The organism is Novosphingobium sp. NFX11, from assembly GCF_057376415.1.
Genome location: NZ_CP080385.1, coordinates 771,075 through 792,308, shown reverse-complemented (window position 1 = coordinate 792,308; position 21,234 = coordinate 771,075). Strand labels below are relative to the sequence as shown.

The window sequence follows — 21,234 nt, the reverse complement described above, 5'->3', positions numbered from 1 at the left end:
TAGGGAGACGATACGATGGCAGGCCTCTGGTTCGAGGAGTTCGAGGTCGGGCAGGTGATCCGGCACGAAATCCGCAAGACCGTGCTGGAATACGAGAACATGCTGTTCTCGTCGCTGACCTTCAACCCGGCGCAGCTTCACGTCGATCACGACTATGCGGCGCAGACCGAGTTCGGCAGGCCGCTGATGAACTCGATCTTCACGCTGGGACTGGTGATCGGCCTGTCGGTGCAGGATACGACGCTGGGCACCACGGTCGCCAACCTCGGCATGACCGATACGGTGTTTCCGAACCCGGTCTTCTCCGGCGATACCATCCGCTCGGAAACGCATGTGCTGGAGGTGCGCGCCAGCAAGTCTCGCCCAACGCAGGGCATCGTCCTGTTCGAGCATATCGGCCTCAACCAGAACGACCAGATCGTCTGCCGCACCAAGCGCAATGCGCTTATGCTGAGGAAGCCGGCGTGAGGCTGCGCTCGCTTCTCTTCGTGCCGGGCGACAGCGAGAAAAAGTTCGCAAAAGCCTCGCAGACCGCGGCGGACGTGCTGATCCTCGATCTCGAGGACTCGGTTGCTCCGGCGGTGAAGCCCGAGGCGCGCGGCATCGTCGCGGGCTGGCTCGACCGCGCGGGCGAGGTCGGCGCTGCGCTGTTCGTGCGGCCCAATCCGCTCGACAGCGGGCTGATCGACGACGACCTTGCCGCCGTGGTGCGCCCCGGCCTTGCGGGACTGTTGATCCCCAAGGCCAATGGCGCCGAGGACATCGCCGAAATCGCCCGCAAGCTCGACCGGCTCGAGGCCGAGGCGGGCATGGCGGCGGGCACGGTGAAGATCGCCGTCGTCTCCACCGAGACGCCGCTGGCGATGTTCAACCTGCAGTCCTACACGCCGCCGCACCCACGCCTCGTCGGCCTGACCTGGGGGCGGAAGACCTTGGCGCCGCCATCGGCGCGACGGACAACAAGGAGCCCGACGGCTCCTGGACCTTCCCCTATCAGGTTGCCCGCGCGCAGTGCCTGTTCGCCTCGGCCTCGGCCGGGGTCGTGCCGATCGACACGCTCTTCGCCAACTTCCGCGATCCCGAGGGGCTGGAGGCCGATTGCCGCAAGGCCCGGCGCGACGGGTTCCTCGGCCGCATCGCCATTCATCCCGATCAGGTCGACACGATCAACCGCTGCTTCAGCCCGTCTGAGGAGGAAGTGGCCCATGCCCGCCGCATCGTCGATGCCTTCGCCGCCAATCCGCAGCTCGGTACGATCGGCATCGACGGAAAGATGTTCGACATTCCCCACCTCAAGGCCGCGCACAAGACGCTGGCCGCAGCAGGAGAAGATGGATGAGCGGTTTCGCGCGCGGCGCCAGCCTTGCGATCGTGGTCGGCCTGACCGCGTTCCTTCTCTATGCCTTCGCGACCGGCGAGGTCATCCCGGACCAGCTCCACGTGTGGTCGGTGGTCTGGGGCCTTTACGTCTGGGCCGATGCCTATTCCGGCTTCCTGCTCTTCTCGCTCATCATCTACGCCTACGAACGTAACCTGACGCTCGTGGTCGTGCTGTTCATCGTCACCTGCTGCACCGGCAACATGGTCAACGCCGCCTGGCTGCTCTGGCGCGGGCCCGACCTGCTGCGCCGCATCCAGTCCCATTCAACGAGGATTTCGTCATGAGTGCACCCCGTCCGCTTCCAACCGAGGAAGATCTCGAAGCCATCCGCGAAGGCGTGCGCGCGGTCTGCAAGCCGTTCGACGACGAATACTGGCTCGCCCGCGACGACGACGGCAAGTTCCCGCGCGAATTCCACCGCGCCATGGCCGAAAGCGGCTGGCTGGGTATCACCATGCCCGAGGAATACGGTGGCTCCGGCCTCGGCGTGACCGAGGCGATGACGATGATCCGCGAGGTTGCCTCTTGCGGCGGCGGGTTCGCCGCGTCTTCGACGATCCACATCAACCTGTTCGGACCGCACCCGATCGTGGTCAAGGGCACCGAGGAGCAGAAGGCCCGCTGGGTGCCGCGCCTTGTCTCGGGCGAGGATCAGGTGTGCTTTGGCTTCACCGAGCCCGATGCCGGTCTCAACACCACGCGGATCAAGACTTTCGCCGAGAAGGTGCCCGGCGGCTACCGCGTCAACGGCCAGAAGGTCTGGACCTCGACCGCGCAGGTCGCGAACAAGATCATGCTGCTGACGCGCACGACCAAGTTCGAGGATGTGAGCAAGCCGACGGACGGCATCACCATCTTCTACACCGATCTCGACCGCAGCAAGATCGACGTCCACCTGATCCCCAAGATGGGCCGCAAGGCGGTGGATCTCGAACGCGATCTTCATCGAGGACCTGTTCATCCCCGACGAGGACCGCATCGGCGAGGAAGGCAAGGGCTTCGGCTATATCCTCCACTCGCTCAACCCCGAGCGCATCCTGATCGCCGCCGCCGCCACCGGCATCGGTTCCGACGCACTGCGCCGGGGCGTGAACTATGCCAAGGAGCGCGTGGTTTTCGACCGGCCGATCGGCCAGAACCAGGGGATCCAGCACCCGCTCGCGGAAAAGTGGATGTATCTGCAGAGCGCCTGGCTGATGGTCGAAAAGGCCGCGCGCCTCTACGACAGCGGCCTGCCCTGCGGAGCCGAGGCCAATTCCGCCAAGTTCCTTGCCGCCCGCGCCTGTCATGACGCGGCGTGGCAATCGGTCGCGACGCATGGCGGCTTTGGCTATGCCAAGGAGTACCATGTCGAGCGACTGTACCGCGAGGCCGCGCTGACGCGCCTCGCGCCGATCACCGAGCAGCTCATCATGAGCTTCATCGCCGAGAAGGTCCTCGACCTTCCCAAGAGCTACTGAGGATACGACAATGGGAATGATGGAAGGCAAGGCCGTGCTCGTCACCGGCGCCGGTCGCGGCGTCGGTCGCGGCATCGCGCTGGCCATGGCGAAGGCGGGTGCTGCGGTGGTCGTCAACGACCTTGGCGTGGCGCTTAGCGGCGCGGGTGAGGAGGGCGCTTCGCCCGCCGAGCAGGTGGTCGAGGAAATCCGTGCGCTGGGCGGGCAGGCGGTCGCCAACCACGACAGCGTCGCCGAATGGGACGGGGCGCAGGCGATGGTCCAGGCCGCGATCGACAGCTTCGGCCGGATCGATGCGGTGGTGAACAACGCGGGCAACCTGCGCGACGTGATCTTCCACAAGATGACGCCGGAGGATTTCCGCGCGGTGATCGATGTGCACCTGATGGGCAGTTTCCACACCAGCCGCGCCGCCGCGCCGTTCTTCAAGGAACAGGGCTCGGGCGCCTTCGTGCACATGACCTCCTCGACCGGGCTCGTCGGCAACTTCGGGCAGGCGAACTATGCGGCGGCCAAGCTGGGCATCGTCGGCATGTCGAAGTGCATCGCCATCGACATGCAGCGTTTCGGGGTGCGCTCCAATGCGGTGGCGCCCTGGGCGTGGACGCGCATGGTCAGTTCGATCCCGACCGACACGCCCGAGCAGCAAAAGCGGGTCGAGGGCCTCAAGAAGCTCGATGCCGACAAGATCGGGCCGTTCTGCGCGGCGCTGTGCAGCGATGGCGGCAAGGAGGTGACGGGACAGGTCTTCGGCGTGCGCAACAACGAGATCTACCTGTTCTCGCAGTCGCGTCCGATCCGCACCGCCCACACCGCCGAGGGCTGGACGCCCGAGACGATCACCGAGCGCGTGTTCCCGCAGTTCGCCAACGACTTCTACCCGCTCCACCGCTCGGGCGACGTGTTCACCTGGGACCCGGTGTGACGATGATCCGGCCCGACGCGATCCGGGACTACGGCTTCGGCGTGCGCACGCAGTCCTATGCCGAGCGTGACGCGATCCTTTATGCGCTGGGCGTCGGGCTGGGGCACGATCCGTGCGACGCGGGCGATCTCGCGTTTCTCGATGAACGATCGCTGCGGGTTCTGCCGACTTATGGTGTGACGCTGTGTTCGCCCGGCATGTGGATTCGCGAGCCGGCGCTCGGGGTCGATTTCGGCAAGCTGGTGCATTCCGCGCAGGCAGCCGAGTTCTTCGAGCCGCTGCCCCCGGCGCCACGGTGACAGGGACGGCGAGCGTCGTCTCGCTGACCGACCGGGGTGAGGGGCGAGGCGCGGTGCTGGTGCTGGAGCGCGAGATCAGCAATGCCGATACCGACGCCGTCCATTGCCGCCTGCGCCAGACCCTGCTGCTGCGCGGCGACGGCGGTTTCGGCGGCCCCGAAGCCCCGCGCGAGGCGAAGTTCGAACCGGTCGGCGCTCCCGATGCGGTCGGGCACTACGCGATCTCGCCGCGCGCGGCGCTGATCTATCGCCTGTCGGGGGACTGGAACCCGCTGCATCTCGATCCGGGCTTCGCGGCGAAGGCCGGTTTCCCGCGCCCGATCTTGCACGGGCTGGCGAGCTATGCCGTCGCCGGCGTGGCGGTTTCGCGTGCGCTGGGGCGTGATCCGGGGGCGGTGGGGGCGCTTGCCTGCAAGTTTTCGGGCGTGGTCATGCCCGGGGACGCAGTCACGTTCGAGATATGGAAGGACGGCGATGCCTCGGCGCGGTTCCGCGCGTTGGTTGGGGATCGCAAGGTGCTGGATGACGGCACGATAACATGGAAGCGATAGGACGATGAACAGGGAAGAGATCGCCGCCCTCAAGGGCAGACTGCGCATTCCGGTGATGGCGGGGCCGATGTTCATCGCCTCCACCGCGGACCTCGTGATCGCGCAGTGCAAGGCCGGGATCATCGGCTCGATGCCCGCACTGAACCCGCGCACGACCGAGGCGCTCGATGCCGACATCGCCCGCATCAAGGCCGAAGTGGGCGACGCACCTTATGCGATCAACCTCGTCGCCCATGCCTCGAACTCGCGGCTGGAGCCGGACCTCGAGGTAGTGCTGCGCCACAAGGTGCCGATCGTGGTGCTGGCGCTGGCGGCCAACCCGGACCTTGTGCGGCGGCTTCAGGACAACGGCGCGCTGGTGTTCCAGGACGTGGTGCGCAACCGCCATGCGCAGAAGGCGGCGCAGATGGGCGTGGACGGGATCATCGCTGTCGGTGCCGGGGCAGGCGGGCACACCGGCAATATCTCGCCTTTCGCGCTGGTGCAGGAAATCCGCGAGTGGTGGGACGGGCTGCTGATCCTCTCGGGCTGCATCGCCAACGGCCGCTCGGTGCTGGCGGCCGAGGCGATGGGGGCTGACCTCGCCTATGTCGGCTCGGCCTTCCTTGCGTCGGAAGAGGCCAACACGCAGGTCGGTTTCAAGCAGATGATCGTCGACTGCACGGCCGACGACATCCTCGTCAGCGACTCGTTCACCGGCGTGAAGGCGACGTTCCTGCGCCCCTCGATCGTCGAGAACGGGTTGGACCCGGACAACCTCGTGCGCGCGGCGGGCAAGGCGATCAACATCGACGGCGGCGGCGACAACGCCAAGGCGTGGAAGGAAATCTGGAGCGCCGGGCAGGGCATCGGCGCGGTCAAGGTCGCGGGGCCTGCAGGCGAATGGATCGGTACGCTGGTGGACGAATACGCCGAGGCGCGCCGCTGTCTGGCAGACGCAGGCTGACATGAAAAGGGCGCGGGAGAGTTTGCCTCCCGCGCCTTCTTTGTCAGTCGACTGGCGGCGTTACGGTGAGATGAGCGGGCTGCCAGATGTCGATGCGCGGGTCCCCAACGAGCAGTTTGGCCAGGTCCGTGAACAGCCCTGAGACGATGCGGGCCTGCAGGTAGGTCTGATAGGCCAGCGCACTGTGCCATTGCTCGGAAAGGATGAGTCTGTCGGCGTCCGCATGATGGCGATGGGCACTGATGGCGACAAAGCCGTCGGTCCTGCGCGTCTCTTCGAGAATGCCGGGCAGTTGCGTCAGGAACGTCTCTATCATGCCCGGTGCGAAATGGAGTTCGAGGGTGACGAATACAGGGTGCATGCGATCTCTCCGTGCCTGGAATTGCATCTTCGCCTCTATCCCGTAAGTGCGCGGTTCCAGACGGATGAGCTGGCTCACCCTGAAAGCGCCTTCGAGATCGAGAGCGAACGGGGCGGGAATTCATCTTCGACAGTCCCCTCCGTCGTAACTTGTGAGCCCGGTGTTCGCGGCCCGAAAAGCCGAAACTACGTGAGCGCAGCCGTCATCGACGGCAGTTCCGTGTCCGGGCCTTCGAACCCGGTAATCGCGAACCAGCTCCGGTCGCGCAGGGCGGTCGCGGCCCCGTGGCCTAGCACCTGCCGGTAGACGGCAGTGCGGAACCGGGTATCTCCATCGACGTGCGCAGCGGCGATCAGCGCGGCTATGGCGGCGCTCGTCCGTACGGTCGCTGCCCGCAGGGCGTCATCGTCGGTTGCGGGCATGGCCGCCGACCGCAATTCATGCGCTGCGGATGTCGTCACCGGGCCGCCGCTCGCTGCTGCGACCAGTTCTGCGGCCAACGTTGCGAGTGCGCGGAACTCGGCGTCTTCGTAATGCGTGTTCAGGCCTGCCTGCGCGCGCAACTGGTGGAGATGCCCCAGCACCAGCGATGCCTGCTCCTCCGCAAGCCCCTTGCGTCCCCGCAGTTCGGGGAGAACGACTTCTTCCATGGCCCGGATCATGCTGCCGAGGCGATCTTCGATCGATGGATTCATGGTGCGGTTGCCTCATCCAGAAGGCGGCAGAGTTCGGACACGAAGATGTATCCTGCGGGTGCCAGCCAGGTGAGCAGGACGTCCTGATGATTGTGGCGGTCGCGCGCGGTCTTCATGCCGGTCGCCAGCGTCATAACCACGCATTTGTAGGCGGAGAGTATCTCGTAGAAATGCAGCGAACGCGGATCCACCGATCGTCCTGTCTGCGCGATATATGCGGCAATGAAGTCCTCGCGCGTTAGCATCGCGCTGGCAAGGTGCACGCCGTTCTCGGACGAACCGAATATCCGCTGCAGCGTCCACGCGAGATCCTCGTGCGGGTCGCCGATATGGGCCAGTTCCCAATCGAGCATGGCGGTGATCTCGCCGCTGTCCTCGTCGAACAGGTAGTTTCCGGTCCGATAGTCACCGTGGACCATCACCAGATCGGTCGCGGCGGGCAGGTTGGCATACATCCACTCTTCCGCGAGTGTGAGCACCGGATGGGCCTGGACCACGTCTTCGCGGTGCAGGCGAGCCCACCAGTTCACCTGCCAGCGCGCCGCCTGCCAGGGATCGGCGTCCGGTCGCTGGAAGCTGGCAAGGTTTGGATCGGCAAGGTCCAGCGCGTGGATGGCGGCGAGATTGCGGATGAATTGCGGTGCGATCCTGCCGCGAAGATCCGGCCCCAGATAAGTGCCCAGACCGGTTACCGTATTGCCGTTGTCGCTCGGCTTGGTCACACCGGCGACGAAATGCATGATGGCTGCGGGCTGGCCGAAGAATGTCCCTTCCGCGTCGAGCCATGCCGGTTCTGGCGCGGGAATTATGCCCCGCACCGCGTTGAGCAGGTCGGCCTCGCGGCCCCGGTCCGATTCCGAGATCGACTGGATCGGCTCCATGCGTAGCACGTAGGCCTGCGCTGGAGCAGCGCCGCCGCCGATTTCAAAGTAGAACTGTTCCTTGGACGCGCCGCCGCCGAGCCGGCGCACGCCGCTGGCGATCAGGCCCGGAGCGACGCTTGCCAGGAACCGGGACAGGCGTTCCTCAACTTCTGCGATCGACGCGACGCGATAGACGTCGCTGGCCGCCTTTCGCAGTGCCCGCCGATCGAGCACGGCCCGGATGCCGGGCTCCAGATCGGATCGGTCCGGCGTGGATGCGAAGGCGGATGTACTGGTCGAATGGACCGTAGCCATCGGGATAACCTCATCGTCAGGGCAGTCATGGTCGGCCCGGCTTTCTACTGGCCGTACTTCGCCACATGTTGCCGGGCGAAGTTGTAATAGTCCTTGTTCCAGCAGAACTCGCACCACCCGGCGCCGGGGACTCCGTCGATGGTCACGGTGACGGGTGCCTCGCAAAGATAGGTTATCGGATCGAAGTCGAGCCGGATGTTGGCGAACGCCTTGCATTCCACCCGCGCCGTGCGGCCCTCGTCGTCGAATACGGTGGAATCGAAAGTCTGCTGCATCATGTTCTCGTCGAACGTGTAGTCGTACTCGGCATCGACGAGGTGGGTCATCCTGCCGTCCTTGACGAGATAGCCTTGCAGGTGGCGCCGGCCGAACGACTGCATTTCGAAGTAATGGATCGACGCTTCGGCAGTGACTGCGTGGAACCACTTGTAATGCTGGTTGAGCCCCCAGACGCGCGGTCCCCATGAATGATCGCGCACGAGCCAGCCGTTGACCTTGAAGGTCTTGCCGTCGACGGCCAACTGGCCGGTGACCCTGCCGTGCTGCTCGGTGCGATCATCGCCGTAGTAAGGTGGCAGGCCGTCCGGGTGCGAGCTGAAGGCATAGACGGGATAGGCGGCCTCGTACGTGCCCTCGAACTGGATGCGCTCTCCCTTCCAGCGCAGTTCGACTTTGTGGTGAGGTTCGACGATGGCCATTTCCAGCGGTCCGAAGCGCCAGTCGTCGAAATCGAGGTCGGGGGCCTCGCCTTCGATCTCCTCGTGGATTTCTTCGCCAAGGCCTGGGCCGAAAAGCGTGGTGCGCACTTTCGCCGTGCCGCCGCCGCGCAGGCTGGGATAGATGAAGCCGGCTATTCCGTGCTCAGGAATGATAAGCATGTGCGCGAGGGCCTCGCGGCCGTCCGGGGCAAGATCGTGCTTGTAGGCGTGCCTGTCGGCAAATTTCGGGATCGAGGTGATGACGTTCATCGGCCGCTGTCTCCTGCAGTCGTGGGGTGCCTCGCCGGCCGCAATCTGCGTGACGGCCTTGTTTGAAGACTTTTGGAAAGTTCGCATCAGCGCGCTCGATCGGCGGTTGTGCCCCGGCGCTCGCGTCCTTCCTCTCCATTCGTTCGCCGACTCATTCGGCTGTTTGAAAATTGGTAACCTGATTAATCAAAGCGAACAAGAGGTATTTGCCATCCTGTTTTGTCATCGAGCCAAATCTAACTTCGGCGTCGAATTAAAATATTGATATATAATAATATATATAAATCATGTGATGAGCAATAACTGTTCATTCGTTATGTTCGATGTCACGCAAGGTCATTGCGCTCAACCCGTGGGCCTGTAAGGTGCGGTCATGTCGGTACAGGCTCTCCAGGAAGCGGCACCGTCCGGACAGGACGGCTATCCGTTGAAATCTCTGCTTGTCGGGAAAGCTGTCGAGGGGATCGCGCGGCAAGGCATCCGCAACATGCCGATGCGCGCCATAGCCGCGAACGCCGGAGTCACGACCGCGGCGATCGTCCATCATTTCGGCGACAAGTCAGGCCTCCTTCGAGCGGCGCTGCAGCAGGCACTTGCCGAAGATACCGCGTTTCACGAAAGGCTGAGCGCAGAGATCGCCGGCCGACCGCTCGGCTATCTGAACTTCGTCGAGTGGACCGCGAACTATATCCGGCTACGGCATGGGAGCGACAATGCCCGCTTCTGGTCGGAAGTGCTGTTCCATCCGCAAGCGGTGGCCGGCAACCTGCGTCACGTCGAAGCCTGGCACGATATGCGAGTCCGGGCGTGGGGCGATATTCTGGAGGGGCAGGGGCGGGACCGCAGCTTTGCCGAAGCGCTGGTCACTTACCTGTGCATGGAGGAAGTCTGGGCGCAAGGCCTCGATTCCTTCGCCGAATATCCCATCCTGCAGCGCGAGACCTTGCGTGCACTCCTGGCGGCAATGTTCGATCTATCGTGGGATGAAGAGCACAGCATAAGCGCCTTGCTGGAGCCCAGGCTCGAAAGTTTCGCTATGCGCGCGCCGCCCAATCCAGACGACCTGCGCGAACGGCTGCTGACAGAGGCAGCGCGTGACCTGTTCGAACACGGGATCGAGAAGGTGAACCAGCGGCGGATCGCCGGCAACCTTGGCGTGTCTCCCTCGATCATCGCCTATCATTTTGGAGGCATGTCGAACTTTCGCAATCAGGCGATGTGGCGCGCCATGATCCACAAGGTGGCCGATCCGCTGAATCCATACAGCGCGAAGGACAAGCCGCTTACGCTGGAGGACTGGGCCGAAGGCATGGCGAACGCGATCTCGCCGGCCGACGGGAGCGGCGACAACGGGTTCTACGTGTCCTTCGCGAGAACGATTGGCGAAGTCGCGCTGCTGTCAGGGCGGGAGCCGGAACTGCTTCCCCTCGTCGAGCACTTGCGGATACTGGACGGCACCGCCAGCTATCAGGCCGGGCGCGGAATCTGGGCCGGCCTCGTCTCGCTGCGGCGCCAGCAGGCGTCGGCCTTCGCGATGTGGATGAAAGGCCGCGCGGTGCTCAACACGGCCTTCGGGTATGACCGTGCCTCGACACGCAAGGCGCTTATCGAGGCGGTTACGCGGCTGATCCGACCCGCCGGATAATTCCGGCAGGGTCGCGATCATTACCCGGCATACCGGGGATAGTCGGTATAGCCGCATTCTCCGCCGACATAGGCGTAGTCAAAGTTCGCCGCAGCCAATGGCCGGTCTTCGCGCATGCGCTCCACCAGATCGGGATTGGCGATGTAGGGGCGTCCGAACGATACCGCATCGGCCTGCCCTGCAGCGATGAACGCATCGGCGGTCGCCGCGTCGAAGCTGCCGTTCTGGATCACCGCTCCGGCATAGGACGCGCGCAGCCGGTCCATGACCGGATGCCGGGGCTTTTCCATGAACCCCGAGGCGATCGGCTCGATCAGATGAACATAGGCGATGCCGAACTCACTGGCGATCTGCCCTATCGTTTCGGCGAGGGCGCCGGGGTCTTCATCACCCATGCCCTTGCGTTCGCTGGTGGGGCTGATCCGCAGGCCGATGCGGCCGGGATCGACCTGCGCCGCCACGACCTCGATGATCTCCCGCAGCAGGCGCGCCCGGTTGGAGACGTCGCCGCCATAGCCGTCGCTGCGCAAGTTGGTCTTCGACTGGAGGAACTGGTCGATGATGTAGCCGTTGGCGCCGTGAATCTCGACGCCGTCGAACCCTGCGGCAACCGCATTGCGCGCCGCCGCGCCGTAACTCGCGACGACGCGGTCGATATCGGCCTGGTCCATTTCGCGTGGGACGACGTAGGGCTTCATCGGCAGGAAGCCGCCGGTGTAGCCGGGCGGCGGCGGAGCCATCGTTTCGCCTTCTCCGGCGATCGCCGAAGGACCGATCGGCAAGTCTCCGCCGAGATAGTCAGGCAGGACGAGACGGCCCATATGCCACAGTTGGGCGAACATCCGCCCACCGGCGGCATGGACGGCGTCGGTGACCACACGCCATCCCGCGACCATCTCCGGGTTGTAGAGGCCCGGCGCGCCATACCAGCCCATTCCGAGCGGATCGACGGCTGTAGCCTCCGACACGATCAGCCCGCAGTCGGCGCGCTGGGCGTAGTACTGCGCCATCAGCGCGGTGGGCACCTGGTCCGGGCCCGAGCGGGCGCGGGTTAGCGGGGCCATGATGACACGGTTGGGCAGGTCGAGCGTCCCGATCCGAACCGGCGCGAATAGGTGCGGGTGCATGCCGGTCATGCCACGCTCCTTCCGTGCGCTTCCCAATAGGGCGCGCGCAGGTCCTTCTTCGAGATCTTGCCGCTGGGGATCAGCGGGAAGCTTTCCATGAAGACGACGCGCTTGGGCACCTTGTACCCGGCAAGCGCCGTGCGGGCATGGGCGATGACTTCGGGTTCGGTGACGGTGCTGCCGGGATGGCGAATGATGCAGGCCATGACCGCTTCCCCCAGCGCGCATCGGGCACGCCGATCACCGCGACGGTCGCGATTTCCGGATGGGTGGAGAGCACGTTCTCGACTTCGGCGCAGTAGATGTTCTCGCCACCCGACACGATCATGTCCTTGAGGCGATCGACGATGTAGTAGAGGCCTTCCGCATCCCGGCGCGCGACGTCGCCGGTGTGATACCAGCCGTGCCTGAGCACCTTGGCGGTCGCCTCGGGCTGGTTCCAGTAGCCGGTTGTGATCGACGGTGTACGGATCAGTAGCTCGCCGGGCTCGTCGATGCCGAGTTCGTTCCCTTGCGCGTCGACGATGCGGAATTCGATCAGTGGCAACGGCCGTCCGCAGCTCTGCAGCTTGGCCTCGTTGTCGAGGTCATGCTCGTCCGGGCGGAGGATGGAGAAGGCACCGCCCGCCTCGGTGGCGCCGTAGAACTGCATGAACTTGCCCGGCATCCGCACGATCGCGCGCTTGATGAGGCCGAGCGAGATCGGCGATCCGGCATAGAGCGTCAGCCGGATCGAGGTGAAATCGGTGTCGGCGGCGCGCGGATGATCGAGCAGCATCTGCAGCATCGTCGGCGTCAGCGTCACCAGCGTGGGACGATCGCGCTGGATGGCTTCGCAGACGAGCCCGGGATCGAACTGCCGCACCACCGAAATGGCGACGCCGTTGTAGAGGCACTGGAAAGCGATGCCGATCGAAAGCAGGTGGAAATTCGGCAGAGGATTGATGAAGATGTCGCCGTCCACCCACTCATAGGCGGGTTCGAGATGCTCGCACAGGCGCATGCGGTTGAAGCCGCCGTGGCTGAGCATCACGCCCTTGGGTACTCCCGTCGTTCCGGAGGTGTAGAGCTGGACGGCGATGTCCTCCTCGCTGATGAACAGGTCGGGGCGGGTGTCGGGGTAGTGGGCGAACTGGGCCTCGATGCTGTCCGCCTCGTCGAACCATATCGCCGCCGGAGCATGCCCGGCGATGGCTATGGCCTCGTTCCACAGGGTTTCCATCGAGCGCTCGACCAGCACCACGCTGGCGCGGCTGTCCGCAATCAACTGCGCCAGTTCGCCTGCGGCAAGGCGCCAGTTGAACACGGTGAAAGCGCCGCGCGTCTTGGCGCTCGCGATCAGCGAGAAATAGAAGTCGGGCGAATTGAGGCCGAGGAAACCGACTCGGTCGCCCGGACCGATCCCGTGGGCGACGAGGGCATTGGCGATGCGGTTCGCGGCCCGGTCGTATTCGGCGAAGGAGATGTTGCGCTGCCCATAGACCAGCGCGCGGCGATCGGGCGTGTGGCGGGCGTGATACTCGATGAATTCGCCCATCGTGCGGACTTCGGGATATAGCCACATGGCGTCACTCCCCCTTGAAGACGGGTTTGCGTTTTTCGGCGAAGGCGGTGATGCCTTCGCGGGCGTCGGCGGTCCCGGCGCAGCGGGCGAGGGCCAGCGCCTCCAGTTCGAGCTGGGTTTCGAGGGGCTGGTCCTCCACGCTCAGGAACAGGCGGCGGATTTCCCCGAAGGCGCGGGTCGGACCCTCGGCCAATTGGCGCGCGACGGCCTCGGCGCGGGCGAGGTAATCCTCAGGCGCCGCGACTTCGTCCACCAGCCCGGCGCTGAATGCGGCGTCGGCATCGAGCAGTTCGTTCATCAACAGGAAGCGCTTGGCGCGGGCGATGCCCATGCGACGCGACAGCATGATCGAGGTTCCGGCATCCGCGCAGAAGGCGATCCCCGCATAAGCGGCGAGATAGCGCGAAGTGGCCGAGCCGACGACGTAATCCGCCCCCGCGACAAGCCCGTTCATGCCCCCGCCGACATGCCCTGCACGGCGACGACGACCGGCGCGTCCATGCGTGCGAAGCGGGCGATGCCGACGTGGAGAGCAGCGGTCCACCGCTTTATCATCATCGGCAGGCGGTCGAGCTCACCGGTGAACGTGGCGATATCGCCGCCGAAGCTGAAGTTCTTGCCCTCGGCAATGATCAGCACGGCCCGGATCGACGGGTCTTCCGAGATCGTGTTTGCGGCATCGAGGAATGCCCCGCAGAATTCGGCGTTGATGGGGTTTCCACGCTCTGCCTGGGAAAAGACGAGACGGGCGAGGGCGCCGTCGCGCTCTATGCGCATGGTATGATCGGTCATCGAGGACAAACTCTCCGTCATTCTCATATCGGCGCCGGCTTGTTGCCGGCGCCATTGTCCGTGTCCGCTAACGCCGTGCTGCGCCGGGAGACGGCACAGATGGCAATACGGCCGAGCGATTCCAGGAACCGCCTCTAAACCAGTTAATCACTTTATTATCTCGAAGGGAAGAGTCCTGTCATTCACGGCGACAGGAATGTGCGTCGGAGCCTTCCAGGGCAAAGCGCATAGTCCTCCGCCGAGGATGACGCCGACGATACCGAGCCAGGCGAGCAGCAGCGGCGCGAAAGGCCGGTGGCGCCATTCCAGATGCATGAAGCGGTTCAGGATCAGCGACGCCTTGACCAGTGCGATCGCGACGGCGGCAAGGCCGACGACAAGGGACGCCGCTTCCGTTTCGACGAGCAGGAAGCTGCCCACAGACAGCGCGGCGAGAGCGAGCAGGGTGGCGGTACTGCCGAAGCGGCCGCTCATGCCGTGCCTCCCGCAAGGTAGAGCATGGGAAACAGCACCATCCACAGCAGGTCGACCATGTGCCAGTAGGCGGCGGCGCTCTCCAGCCAGACCAGCGTTTTCGCGCCTTCGGGCTTGGCGAGCTTGCCTACGGTGACCGCCAGCACGCCGATTCCGAGCACGAAGTGCAGGAAGTGGATGCCGGTGAAGGCGAAGTAGTAGCCGAAGAACTCGCTGGAGGTCAGCGTGACGCCGGCAGAGACCTTGGCGTAGTATTCGTAGCCCTTGGTCAGGGCGAAGGCGGAGCCGAAAAGCATTGCCGCCAGCACCCGCGTCCGGGCGTGCCGCCAGTCGCCCTCGCGCCCGGCTTCGACGGCGCGGACCATCCACCAGCCGCTGAAGACGAGGATCAGCGTGTTCGTCAGCCCCAGCACCGGGTCGAGCGCCGCGCGTGAGGCGCGATAGCCTTCCGGGTCCTGGAACTGCCCAACCATGAACAGCAGGAAGAACACCGCGAACATCGCCATGTCCGCCGTGATGAAGAAGAACACGCCCGGATCGCCGGGCAGCGTCCGGTCGCGTTCGCGCAGGTTGCCCGCGCCTGGCTGGCCATGCACGGTCAGGGCGCCTCTTCCCGGACCAGACGGTCGATCGCCTTGAACAGATAGACCGATATGATCGCCATGAAGAGGAAGAAGATCGAGAACTCGAGCCAGTAATTGACGGTGCCGCTGCGCGAGAACGGGCCGGTCTTGAAGAACGGGTTGAGCGCCTCGATCACGAACATCACGCCCACCCAGATGCTGAACCAGCTGACCCAGGCCGGGAACAGCGGCACCTGGCGCCGGTCCGAAAGGAAGCACACGCCCAGCGCCACCATCTGCAGGGTGGTGAGCGAGTAGGCGAGGTCGAAGATCATCCAGCCCAGATCGAACAGGATCTGCAGCGTGCCGGGCTCCAGCGTGTCGGCGCGGAAGGTGGCGGTCAGCCAGATGCCGCAGGGAATGACGAAGATCAGGGTCGTGAACCCGGCGCCCCACAACTGCAGGGTGGAGAGCACGTTGTTGTGCCGCTCGACTTTCTCCATGACCTTGGTGATCGCCAGTCCCCACACGAAGTAGAGGACGGAGCAGGCGATCGTCACGGTCATGCCGACGCGAATCTGGTCCGCCACCGGGGCGAACTGCGCCTTGAACTCGGCGGCGGAAAGCCCGGCGGAGTAGGGCGGAATGTTGCGCCCCAGAATGCCCCAGAAGATGATGGTGACGATCAGGAGGATCGGGCCTCCCCATGCGCATATCCGGACGTACTTGTAGGGGTTCTCCACGGCACTCTCCCATTTTTCTCGTTGTCGTAAGGTCATGAAAAAGGGGCAGGACCATCGGCCCCGCCCCAGTCACCGTCAGAAGCGCATCGTCGCCTCGATGCCGTACGTGCGTGGCAGGCCGCGCACGCGGTAGCCGTTGCCGAACAGGTTTTCGAGCGAGATGCCGTAAGGGTAATAGACCTTGTTGGTCAGGTTCTTGCCCCAGACCGAGATCGTGTAGCGCGGCGTATCGTAGGAGATGCGCCCGTTCAGCAGCCAGTAGTCGCCGTTGCCCTCGCCGAACTTGCCGCTGGCGACGCTCGGGAGCGGGCCGCGGCTATAGTCCTTGAACGAGTCGAAGTAATACCGGCCGGTGTACGAGGCATCGCCGTGTAGCTTGATGGTGCCGCCGCCCAGTTCCGCCGCGTCCCAGTCGAACCCGAAGTTGAGCGAGGACTTGGCGGCATAAGGGAAGGGATTGCCTCCGACGCTGACGTTGCCGCCCGAGGTCTGGACGCACGAGCCGTCCTGCGCGGGAAATTGCCCGGACAGATCCTTGGCGGCGCAGGCGGCCTGATCGTATCCCTTGTACTTGCTGTCGAGGATGCCGACCGACGCGGTCAGCGTCAGGCGGTCGGTGGCGGCGAACTGGATGTCCGCCTCGAAGCCCTTGAGGGTGCCGTCGAGCGCGATGAGGTTGGCAGTGGCGGTATTATCCACCACCTGACCCTGCTGCCCCTTGTAATCGTAGTAGAAGAACGCGCCGTTGACCTGCACCCGGTTGTTGAGGAAGCGAGACTTGAAGCCGATCTCGTAGGCATTCACCTGCTCTGGCCGCACGAAGTAGACCTGATTGGCGCTGCCGTAGGCGAGGCCGTTGAAGGTGCCCGCCCGGTAGCCGCGGCTGAAGCTGGCATAGAGCATCACGTCGTCGACCGGCTTCCAGTCGAGGATCGCGCGGCCGGTGAACTTCTTGGATTTGCCGCTGCGCTCAAGCCCGCCGGGCATCGGCACGCCGAGGTCGCGGTAGGACGGGATGACGATGTTGCCGGCTTCGTCGCGCACCGGCTCGATGAAGTAGGTGTTGCCCAGCGCCGGATCGTTGAAGTCCGACACGGTGATCATCCGCGCATTGCCGGCATCCTCGTAATAGGTCGTGATGCCGTCCATGAAGCGTGTCTTGTCGATCGTGTAACGCAGGCCCGCCGTCAGTTTCAGGGTCGGCGTGATCTCGTAGCTGCCCTCGCCGTAGAGGGCCCAACTGGTGCGCTTCTGCTTGGAATGGTTCGTCGCGCGGATGCCGGTGGGCAGGGAGCCAGCCGAAAGCGCCGTGCCGTTGAAGGCGCCGCCCGGGTTGAAATACGTGTCTGGCAGGCCGACCGCCGCGCGCACGTCGCTCAGGAAATTGAAGAAGTCCGGGCGGTTGTCCGCCGTGATCGAGTCGCGGCCGTATCCGCCGCCCAGGATCAGCTTGAACGCTTGCCGGTCGAGCACGAAGCGCAGATCCTGGTTGAAGGCATTGAAGTTGGACTGATAGCCGATCGCGCACATGCGCAGCGGCGTGCCGTCGCAGTCGGTGATCGACTGCAGGTAACGCCCGGAATCGTAGCCGCTGACCGAAACCAGATCGAGCGAGTCGCCCAGTTCCGCCTTGACCGTCAGAACGACACCTTCCGAGCGGGTCAGCGCCTTGCCGATGGTGTCGGCCTGGATCTCCTTGAGGCCGAGTCCTTCGCCCGACTGGCTGTACGAAGCCGGAAGCAGACCCGCCGGGGCGAGCGATCCGAACAGGCCGCCGAGCAGGAAATTGGGCGAAGTATAATCGATGACGTCGCTGGTTTTCGACTGCCCGGTCGGCAGCGGTGGCTCTGTGCCGCCGACGGCCTTGGCGTAGTAACCCTTGAGCGTGATATCGAGCGTATCGGTCGGCTTCATCCGCAGGGTGCCGCGAATGCCGTAGCTCTTGGTGCCGCCCGGCGAGCGGTCATTCACCTGGTTCAGCCCCGATGCACCGCCCGCTGCCGAAGTGTTCAAGCCGGGCGCCAGACGGTTGCGCAAGTAGGGGTCGGAATCGACGTAAGTTCCGGCGATGCGGATGCCGACCTTGTCCTCCACCGGCGTGACTTCGATCGCGGCCTCGCCGTTGATCCGGTTGTAATTGCCGTAGCCGATGGTGGCATAGCCGTTGGTGCCGGAGAGCTTGGGCTTGCGGGTGATGAAGTTGATCGCGCCGCCAGTGGTGTTGCGGCCGTAAAGCGTGCCCTGCGGGCCGCGCACGACCTCGATCTGCTCGAGATCGTAGAGCTGCTGGCCGTGGCTGGAACGGAACGCCTGATAGACCTCGTCGACATAGACGCCGACGGGCGAGGCGGCGTTCGCGTTGAATTCGGTGCCGACGCCGACGCCGCGCAGCGAGAAGTTCGGTTGCTGCGAACCATAGGGCGAGGACACCTGCAGGTTCGGCATCGAGGCATTGAGGTCGGAGGTCTCGAACACGCCCTTGGACTGCAGCGTTTCAGACGAGATCGCCGAAACCGCGACCGGCACGTCCTGCAGGTTTTCGGAGCGTTTGGTGGCGGTGACGATGATCTCGTGCAGGCCGCCTTGGCTGGCAGTATCCTGGCTTTCCTGTGCGAAGGCAGGCGAGGTGAGTCCGACGGCGAGCGCGCAGATGCTCACGCAGCGAATCGCTTTCATGCTGTTCTCCCATTCCCAGATCACTTTTACGTTTTTTGCGTGACCTTGATACGTAAATTATGTAGCTCGAATCGAATGTCAACAGATTTACGAGTTTGTGCTTTGCAGCATCCGCTGATAGTTGGATCGTAAGCCGGACCACCGAGAATCGGCCGATTTGGGATAGGACCATGTTCAAGAAGCTATTCGGCAAGAAGCCCGAGCCGCAGGTGGAGCTTGTCCCTTCGGGGGCGACCTTCTCGGTCGGTCGGAACAAGACGGTGCTGGAGCAGGCGCTCGAAAACGGGCTGGCCTATCCGCACGACTGCACGGTCGGCACTTGCGGCAGTTGCCGGTCGCGGCTGCTCTCGGGGAAGGTCGATGCGATAACGCCGTTCGGCTACACGCTGAGCCGCGAGGAACTGCAGGCGGGCTATATCCTGGCTTGCCAGGCGATCCCCGAATCGGATCTGCGCATCGAGGTCGATCTGCCGGATGCGGAGGAGGCGCCGGTGACGGTTGGCGGCCGAATTGTTTCGGTGCAGGATCTGACGCACGACATCCGCAAGGTGACCTGGCAGGTCGATGCGCCGCTGCGCTTCAAGGCCGGGCAGTACATGAACGTGCGGTGGCCTTCGGGGCCGGGGCACAGGTCCTATTCGTTCTGCCATGCCCCTGCGCCGGAAGGCAGCCGGACGGTGTCCGCATTCGTCCGCCGCGTGCCGGGCGGCGCTTTCACCGAGGCGCTGTTCGCAGGCGAACTGGCAGACACCGAATTCGCCATCGAGGGCGCGCACGGCGGGTTCTGGCTGCGGCCGGGCGAGGGGCCCATCCTGCTGGTCGGCGGCGGGAGCGGTCTGTCGCCGCTGATGAGCCTGCTGCAAGATGCGGCTGCCCGCAACGTGGCGCGCGACGTCGTGCTGCTGTTCGGCGGGCGCGGAGAGCGCGATCTCTACTGTCTTGAAGACATTGCAGCGATAGCTGCTCGCTGGGAGGGTAAGTTCCTGTTTCGGCCGGTCCTGTCCGAAGAGCAGGTCGAAGGCGTCCGCCACGGTCTGGTCACGCGGGAGATCGCCGACGCCATCGCCGAACTCGGCGGATCGCAGGATCTGCAGGCCTATATGTGCGGCCCGCCGCCGATGATCGATGCCGCCGTCGCCGAACTGACGGCGCAGGGCGTCGCGCTGGACGCCATTCACTACGACAAGTTTACCGATGCCAGTTCGGCCGCCGGTGCGCGCGCCTGACACCCCCATACCACAAGAGGATGACCACGATGACGATATCCAAGGACGCCTTCTTCATCGGCAACCAGTGGGTTTCCCCGCCAGTGACCGCCGCTTCACGCTGGTAAACGCCTCAACTGGAGAGGAATACGGCAGCGCGCCCGAAGCAGTCGAGGCCGACGTTGATGTGGCGGTGGCTGCAGCGCGCAAGGCTTTCGAAAGCTCGGGCTGGACCGATGCCAGCCCGGCGGATCGCGCGGCGGTCATGCAGCGCTTCGTCGCCGCCGTCGCGGCGCGGGGGATGAGATCGCCCGCACCGTCAGTGCGCAGAACGGCATGCCGATCGGTCTCAGCACGCTGCTGGAAGGGCAGTTCGGCGCAGGCGTCGTGCAGTATTACGCGCAGCTTGCCGAAGGCCTCGGCGCGCCTGACGTGCGGCCTTCGCAGATGGGCAAGGAGACGCTGGTGGAGCGTTCCGCCATCGGCGTGGTGGCCGCGATCGTGCCGTGGAACTTCCCGGTGACGCTGGCGCTCAACAAGATCGCTCCGGCCATGGCGGCGGGCTGCACCGTCGTCATCAAGCCTTCACCCGGCACGATCCTCGACAGCTACCTGCTCGCCGAGGCGGCGCTGGAAGCGGGTGTGCCTGCAGGCGTGCTCAACTGGGTCGCGGCCGACCGCGATGTCGGCGCCTACCTCGTCTCGCACCCCGGCATCGACAAGGTCGCCTTCACCGGATCGACCGGCGCGGGCCGGGCGATCGCGCGCACCTGCGGCGAACTGCTGCGCCCGGTCACGCTGGAACTGGGCGGCAAGTCCGCCGCGATCCTGCTCGACGACGTCGATGTCGGCGCGTTCCTGCAGGGCGTGCCGATGGCCAGCATGCTCAACAACGGGCAGGCTTGCTATAACGGCACACGCGTGCTGGCACCGCGTCGCCGCTATGACGAAGTGGTCGGCGCGCTGGCCGAGTTCGCGAACGGACTGGTGGTGGGCGATGCGCTCGATCCGGCGACGCAGGTAGGGCCGATGGCATCGGCCGCACACCGCGACCGGGTGGAAAGCTACATCGGCATCGGCAAGCAGGAGGCGCGCCTTGTCGCGGGTGGTGGCCGTCCGCAGTCGACCAATCAGGGCTGGTTCGTGGAGCCGACCATCTTCGCGGACGTCGACAATGGAGCCCGCATCGCGCAGGAGGAAATCTTCGGCCCGGTGCTTTCCGTGATCCCCTACGACGGCGAGGAAGAAGCCATCCGCATCGCCAATGACAGCGCGTTCGGCCTCGGCGGTTCGGTCTGGAGCGCGGACGGCGATCATGCCACGCAGATCGCTCGCAAGGTGGCCAGCGGCACAGTGGGCGTGAACGGCTACATGCCTTCCCTGGGCGCGCCGTTCGGCGGCATCAAGGCCAGCGGCCTCGGCCGGGAATTCGGGCCTGAGGCGATCGCAGCCTATCAGAACACCAAGTCGATATACGTCATGGCGTGAAGCCTGCGGGCCGGAGATTTCTTGCGGAACCCCTGCGAGAAATCTCCGGCATTTCGAAAACAGATAATAATAAACATATTGACCGAGTTTTTGTAACGTATTACACTTCGAGGCACAGGGTCGAAAAGGACCCGACCTTGGTGATTGAGGAAGCGGAAGCGTTCGCAAATGTTCGCTCCGCTGTCGAAAAGCG

General features: G+C 64.7%; 19 protein-coding genes and 5 pseudogenes. 13 read left to right on the top strand and 11 right to left on the bottom strand.

Annotated features, from left to right (window positions below; translation table 11 throughout):
• Positions 1 to 15 precede the first annotated feature (15 nt).
• The 9 genes and pseudogenes from KZO24_RS21390 to KZO24_RS21350 all read left to right on the top strand — a co-directional run bounded on the left by KZO24_RS21390 (position 16) and on the right by KZO24_RS21350 (position 5,562).
• Positions 16 to 468 carry a MaoC family dehydratase gene (locus KZO24_RS21390; protein ID WP_036525275.1) on the top strand — a complete coding sequence of 151 codons (453 nt, stop codon included), beginning with the start codon at positions 16 to 18 and terminating at the stop codon, positions 466 to 468.
• Positions 465 to 821: pseudogene (locus KZO24_RS21385) on the top strand (aldolase/citrate lyase family protein); the annotation flags it as partial. The gene KZO24_RS21390 and the pseudogene KZO24_RS21385, both read left to right, overlap by 4 nt.
• A 221-nt stretch (positions 822 to 1,042) precedes the next feature.
• A complete protein-coding gene (locus KZO24_RS21380) occupies positions 1,043 to 1,339 on the top strand; it encodes an HpcH/HpaI aldolase/citrate lyase family protein (protein ID WP_486487775.1) in 297 nt (98 codons plus the stop codon).
• Positions 1,336 to 1,665, top strand: a complete 330-nt coding sequence (locus tag KZO24_RS21375; RefSeq protein ID WP_036525272.1) for a hypothetical protein — start codon at positions 1,336 to 1,338, stop codon at positions 1,663 to 1,665. Before KZO24_RS21380 ends, KZO24_RS21375 begins: the two co-directional genes overlap by 4 nt.
• Positions 1,662 to 2,841 (top strand): annotated as a pseudogene (locus KZO24_RS21370) (acyl-CoA dehydrogenase family protein). Before KZO24_RS21375 ends, KZO24_RS21370 begins: the two are co-directional and overlap by 4 nt.
• A 10-nt stretch (positions 2,842 to 2,851) precedes the next feature.
• Complete coding sequence (locus KZO24_RS21365) at positions 2,852 to 3,766, top strand: SDR family NAD(P)-dependent oxidoreductase (protein ID WP_271181488.1); 915 nt, start codon at positions 2,852 to 2,854, stop codon at positions 3,764 to 3,766.
• Between the two features lie 2 nt (positions 3,767 to 3,768).
• A complete protein-coding gene (locus KZO24_RS21360) occupies positions 3,769 to 4,065 on the top strand; it encodes a hypothetical protein (protein WP_486487662.1) in 297 nt (98 codons plus the stop codon).
• A complete protein-coding gene (locus tag KZO24_RS21355) occupies positions 4,062 to 4,616 on the top strand; it encodes a MaoC/PaaZ C-terminal domain-containing protein (RefSeq protein ID WP_486487661.1) in 555 nt (184 codons plus the stop codon). Before KZO24_RS21360 ends, KZO24_RS21355 begins: the two co-directional genes overlap by 4 nt.
• A gap of 4 nt (positions 4,617 to 4,620) precedes the next feature.
• Positions 4,621 to 5,562 (top strand): NAD(P)H-dependent flavin oxidoreductase, encoded by a 942-nt coding sequence (locus tag KZO24_RS21350; protein WP_271181486.1) that lies wholly within the window; start codon positions 4,621 to 4,623, stop codon positions 5,560 to 5,562.
• 43 nt (positions 5,563 to 5,605) lie between these two features.
• Here KZO24_RS21350 and KZO24_RS21345 read toward each other — a convergent pair whose 3' ends face one another.
• The 4 genes from KZO24_RS21345 to KZO24_RS21330 form a co-directional block, all read right to left on the bottom strand.
• The gene (locus KZO24_RS21345; protein WP_271181485.1) at positions 5,606 to 6,001 is read right to left on the bottom strand and encodes a putative quinol monooxygenase; all 396 of its coding nucleotides are present in this window, start codon (positions 5,999 to 6,001) and stop codon (positions 5,606 to 5,608) included.
• Between the two features lie 107 nt (positions 6,002 to 6,108).
• Positions 6,109 to 6,618 (bottom strand): hypothetical protein, encoded by a 510-nt coding sequence (locus KZO24_RS21340; RefSeq protein WP_271181484.1) that lies wholly within the window; start codon positions 6,616 to 6,618, stop codon positions 6,109 to 6,111.
• Positions 6,615 to 7,796, bottom strand: coding sequence for a phosphotransferase family protein (locus KZO24_RS21335; protein ID WP_271181483.1), 1,182 nt, complete (start codon positions 7,794 to 7,796; stop codon positions 6,615 to 6,617). Before KZO24_RS21335 ends, KZO24_RS21340 begins: the two co-directional genes overlap by 4 nt.
• A 44-nt stretch (positions 7,797 to 7,840) precedes the next feature.
• On the bottom strand, positions 7,841 to 8,764 hold the full coding sequence (locus tag KZO24_RS21330; RefSeq protein ID WP_271181482.1) for a DUF7064 domain-containing protein: 924 nt from the start codon (positions 8,762 to 8,764) through the stop codon (positions 7,841 to 7,843).
• Here KZO24_RS21330 and KZO24_RS21325 point away from each other — a divergent pair.
• Together KZO24_RS21325 and KZO24_RS21320 are read left to right on the top strand one after the other, a co-directional pair.
• The gene (locus KZO24_RS21325; RefSeq protein WP_486487660.1) at positions 8,754 to 9,029 is read left to right on the top strand and encodes a hypothetical protein; all 276 of its coding nucleotides are present in this window, start codon (positions 8,754 to 8,756) and stop codon (positions 9,027 to 9,029) included. The genes KZO24_RS21330 and KZO24_RS21325 overlap by 11 nt on opposite strands.
• A gap of 108 nt (positions 9,030 to 9,137) precedes the next feature.
• Positions 9,138 to 10,409: a TetR/AcrR family transcriptional regulator gene (locus KZO24_RS21320; protein ID WP_271181481.1), complete on the top strand. Its 1,272-nt coding sequence runs from the start codon at positions 9,138 to 9,140 to the stop codon at positions 10,407 to 10,409.
• Positions 10,410 to 10,429: 20 nt separating this feature from the next.
• Here the strand turns inward: KZO24_RS21320 and KZO24_RS21315 are convergent, their stop codons facing one another.
• The 7 genes and pseudogenes from KZO24_RS21315 to KZO24_RS21285 all read right to left on the bottom strand — a co-directional run bounded on the left by KZO24_RS21315 (position 10,430) and on the right by KZO24_RS21285 (position 18,348).
• Positions 10,430 to 11,545 carry an alkene reductase gene (locus tag KZO24_RS21315; RefSeq protein WP_271181480.1) on the bottom strand — a complete coding sequence of 372 codons (1,116 nt, stop codon included), beginning with the start codon at positions 11,543 to 11,545 and terminating at the stop codon, positions 10,430 to 10,432.
• Positions 11,542 to 13,073, bottom strand: a pseudogene (locus KZO24_RS21310) (class I adenylate-forming enzyme family protein). The gene KZO24_RS21315 and the pseudogene KZO24_RS21310 overlap by 4 nt, the downstream one beginning before the upstream one ends.
• Before the next feature lie 31 nt (positions 13,074 to 13,104).
• Positions 13,105 to 13,877: pseudogene (locus KZO24_RS21305) on the bottom strand (enoyl-CoA hydratase/isomerase family protein).
• A 162-nt stretch (positions 13,878 to 14,039) separates the two neighbouring features.
• Entirely contained in the window at positions 14,040 to 14,366 is a 327-nt protein-coding gene (locus KZO24_RS21300; RefSeq protein WP_271181477.1) for a cytochrome C oxidase subunit IV family protein, read from the bottom strand.
• Positions 14,363 to 14,962 carry a cytochrome c oxidase subunit 3 gene (locus KZO24_RS21295; RefSeq protein ID WP_271181476.1) on the bottom strand — a complete coding sequence of 200 codons (600 nt, stop codon included), beginning with the start codon at positions 14,960 to 14,962 and terminating at the stop codon, positions 14,363 to 14,365. The genes KZO24_RS21300 and KZO24_RS21295 overlap by 4 nt, the downstream gene beginning before the upstream one ends.
• A gap of 2 nt (positions 14,963 to 14,964) precedes the next feature.
• A complete protein-coding gene (locus tag KZO24_RS21290) occupies positions 14,965 to 15,672 on the bottom strand; it encodes a hypothetical protein (RefSeq protein WP_271181475.1) in 708 nt (235 codons plus the stop codon).
• A 75-nt stretch (positions 15,673 to 15,747) separates the two neighbouring features.
• Positions 15,748 to 18,348, bottom strand: a complete 2,601-nt coding sequence (locus KZO24_RS21285) for a TonB-dependent receptor (RefSeq protein ID WP_486487659.1) — start codon at positions 18,346 to 18,348, stop codon at positions 15,748 to 15,750.
• Positions 18,349 to 18,518: 170 nt separating this feature from the next.
• Between KZO24_RS21285 and KZO24_RS21280 the strand changes: the two genes are divergently transcribed.
• Positions 18,519 to 19,574, top strand: a complete 1,056-nt coding sequence (locus KZO24_RS21280; RefSeq protein ID WP_271181473.1) for a 2Fe-2S iron-sulfur cluster binding domain-containing protein — start codon at positions 18,519 to 18,521, stop codon at positions 19,572 to 19,574.
• Between the two features lie 29 nt (positions 19,575 to 19,603).
• Positions 19,604 to 21,041 (top strand): annotated as a pseudogene (locus KZO24_RS21275) (aldehyde dehydrogenase).
• Positions 21,042 to 21,234 lie beyond the last annotated feature (193 nt).

Excerpts from the sequence above, each read along its gene's own strand:
- KZO24_RS21375 (WP_036525272.1), top strand. The coding sequence starts at position 1,336 with ATGAGCGGTTTCGCGCGCGGCGCCAGCCTTGCGATCGTGGTCGGCCTG.
- KZO24_RS21365 (WP_271181488.1), top strand. The coding sequence starts at position 2,852 with ATGGGAATGATGGAAGGCAAGGCCGTGCTCGTCACCGGCGCCGGTCGC.
- KZO24_RS21300 (WP_271181477.1), bottom strand. The coding sequence starts at position 14,366 with ATGAGCGGCCGCTTCGGCAGTACCGCCACCCTGCTCGCTCTCGCCGCG.
- KZO24_RS21320 (WP_271181481.1), top strand. The coding sequence starts at position 9,138 with ATGTCGGTACAGGCTCTCCAGGAAGCGGCACCGTCCGGACAGGACGGC.
- KZO24_RS21280 (WP_271181473.1), top strand. The coding sequence starts at position 18,519 with ATGTTCAAGAAGCTATTCGGCAAGAAGCCCGAGCCGCAGGTGGAGCTT.
- KZO24_RS21315 (WP_271181480.1), bottom strand. The coding sequence starts at position 11,545 with ATGACCGGCATGCACCCGCACCTATTCGCGCCGGTTCGGATCGGGACG.
- KZO24_RS21350 (WP_271181486.1), top strand. The coding sequence starts at position 4,621 with ATGAACAGGGAAGAGATCGCCGCCCTCAAGGGCAGACTGCGCATTCCG.
- KZO24_RS21390 (WP_036525275.1), top strand. The coding sequence starts at position 16 with ATGGCAGGCCTCTGGTTCGAGGAGTTCGAGGTCGGGCAGGTGATCCGG.
- KZO24_RS21325 (WP_486487660.1), top strand. The coding sequence starts at position 8,754 with ATGACGTTCATCGGCCGCTGTCTCCTGCAGTCGTGGGGTGCCTCGCCG.
- KZO24_RS21335 (WP_271181483.1), bottom strand. The coding sequence starts at position 7,796 with ATGGCTACGGTCCATTCGACCAGTACATCCGCCTTCGCATCCACGCCG.
- KZO24_RS21340 (WP_271181484.1), bottom strand. The coding sequence starts at position 6,618 with ATGAATCCATCGATCGAAGATCGCCTCGGCAGCATGATCCGGGCCATG.
- KZO24_RS21360 (WP_486487662.1), top strand. The coding sequence starts at position 3,769 with ATGATCCGGCCCGACGCGATCCGGGACTACGGCTTCGGCGTGCGCACG.
- KZO24_RS21330 (WP_271181482.1), bottom strand. The coding sequence starts at position 8,764 with ATGAACGTCATCACCTCGATCCCGAAATTTGCCGACAGGCACGCCTAC.
- KZO24_RS21285 (WP_486487659.1), bottom strand. The coding sequence starts at position 18,348 with ATGAAAGCGATTCGCTGCGTGAGCATCTGCGCGCTCGCCGTCGGACTC.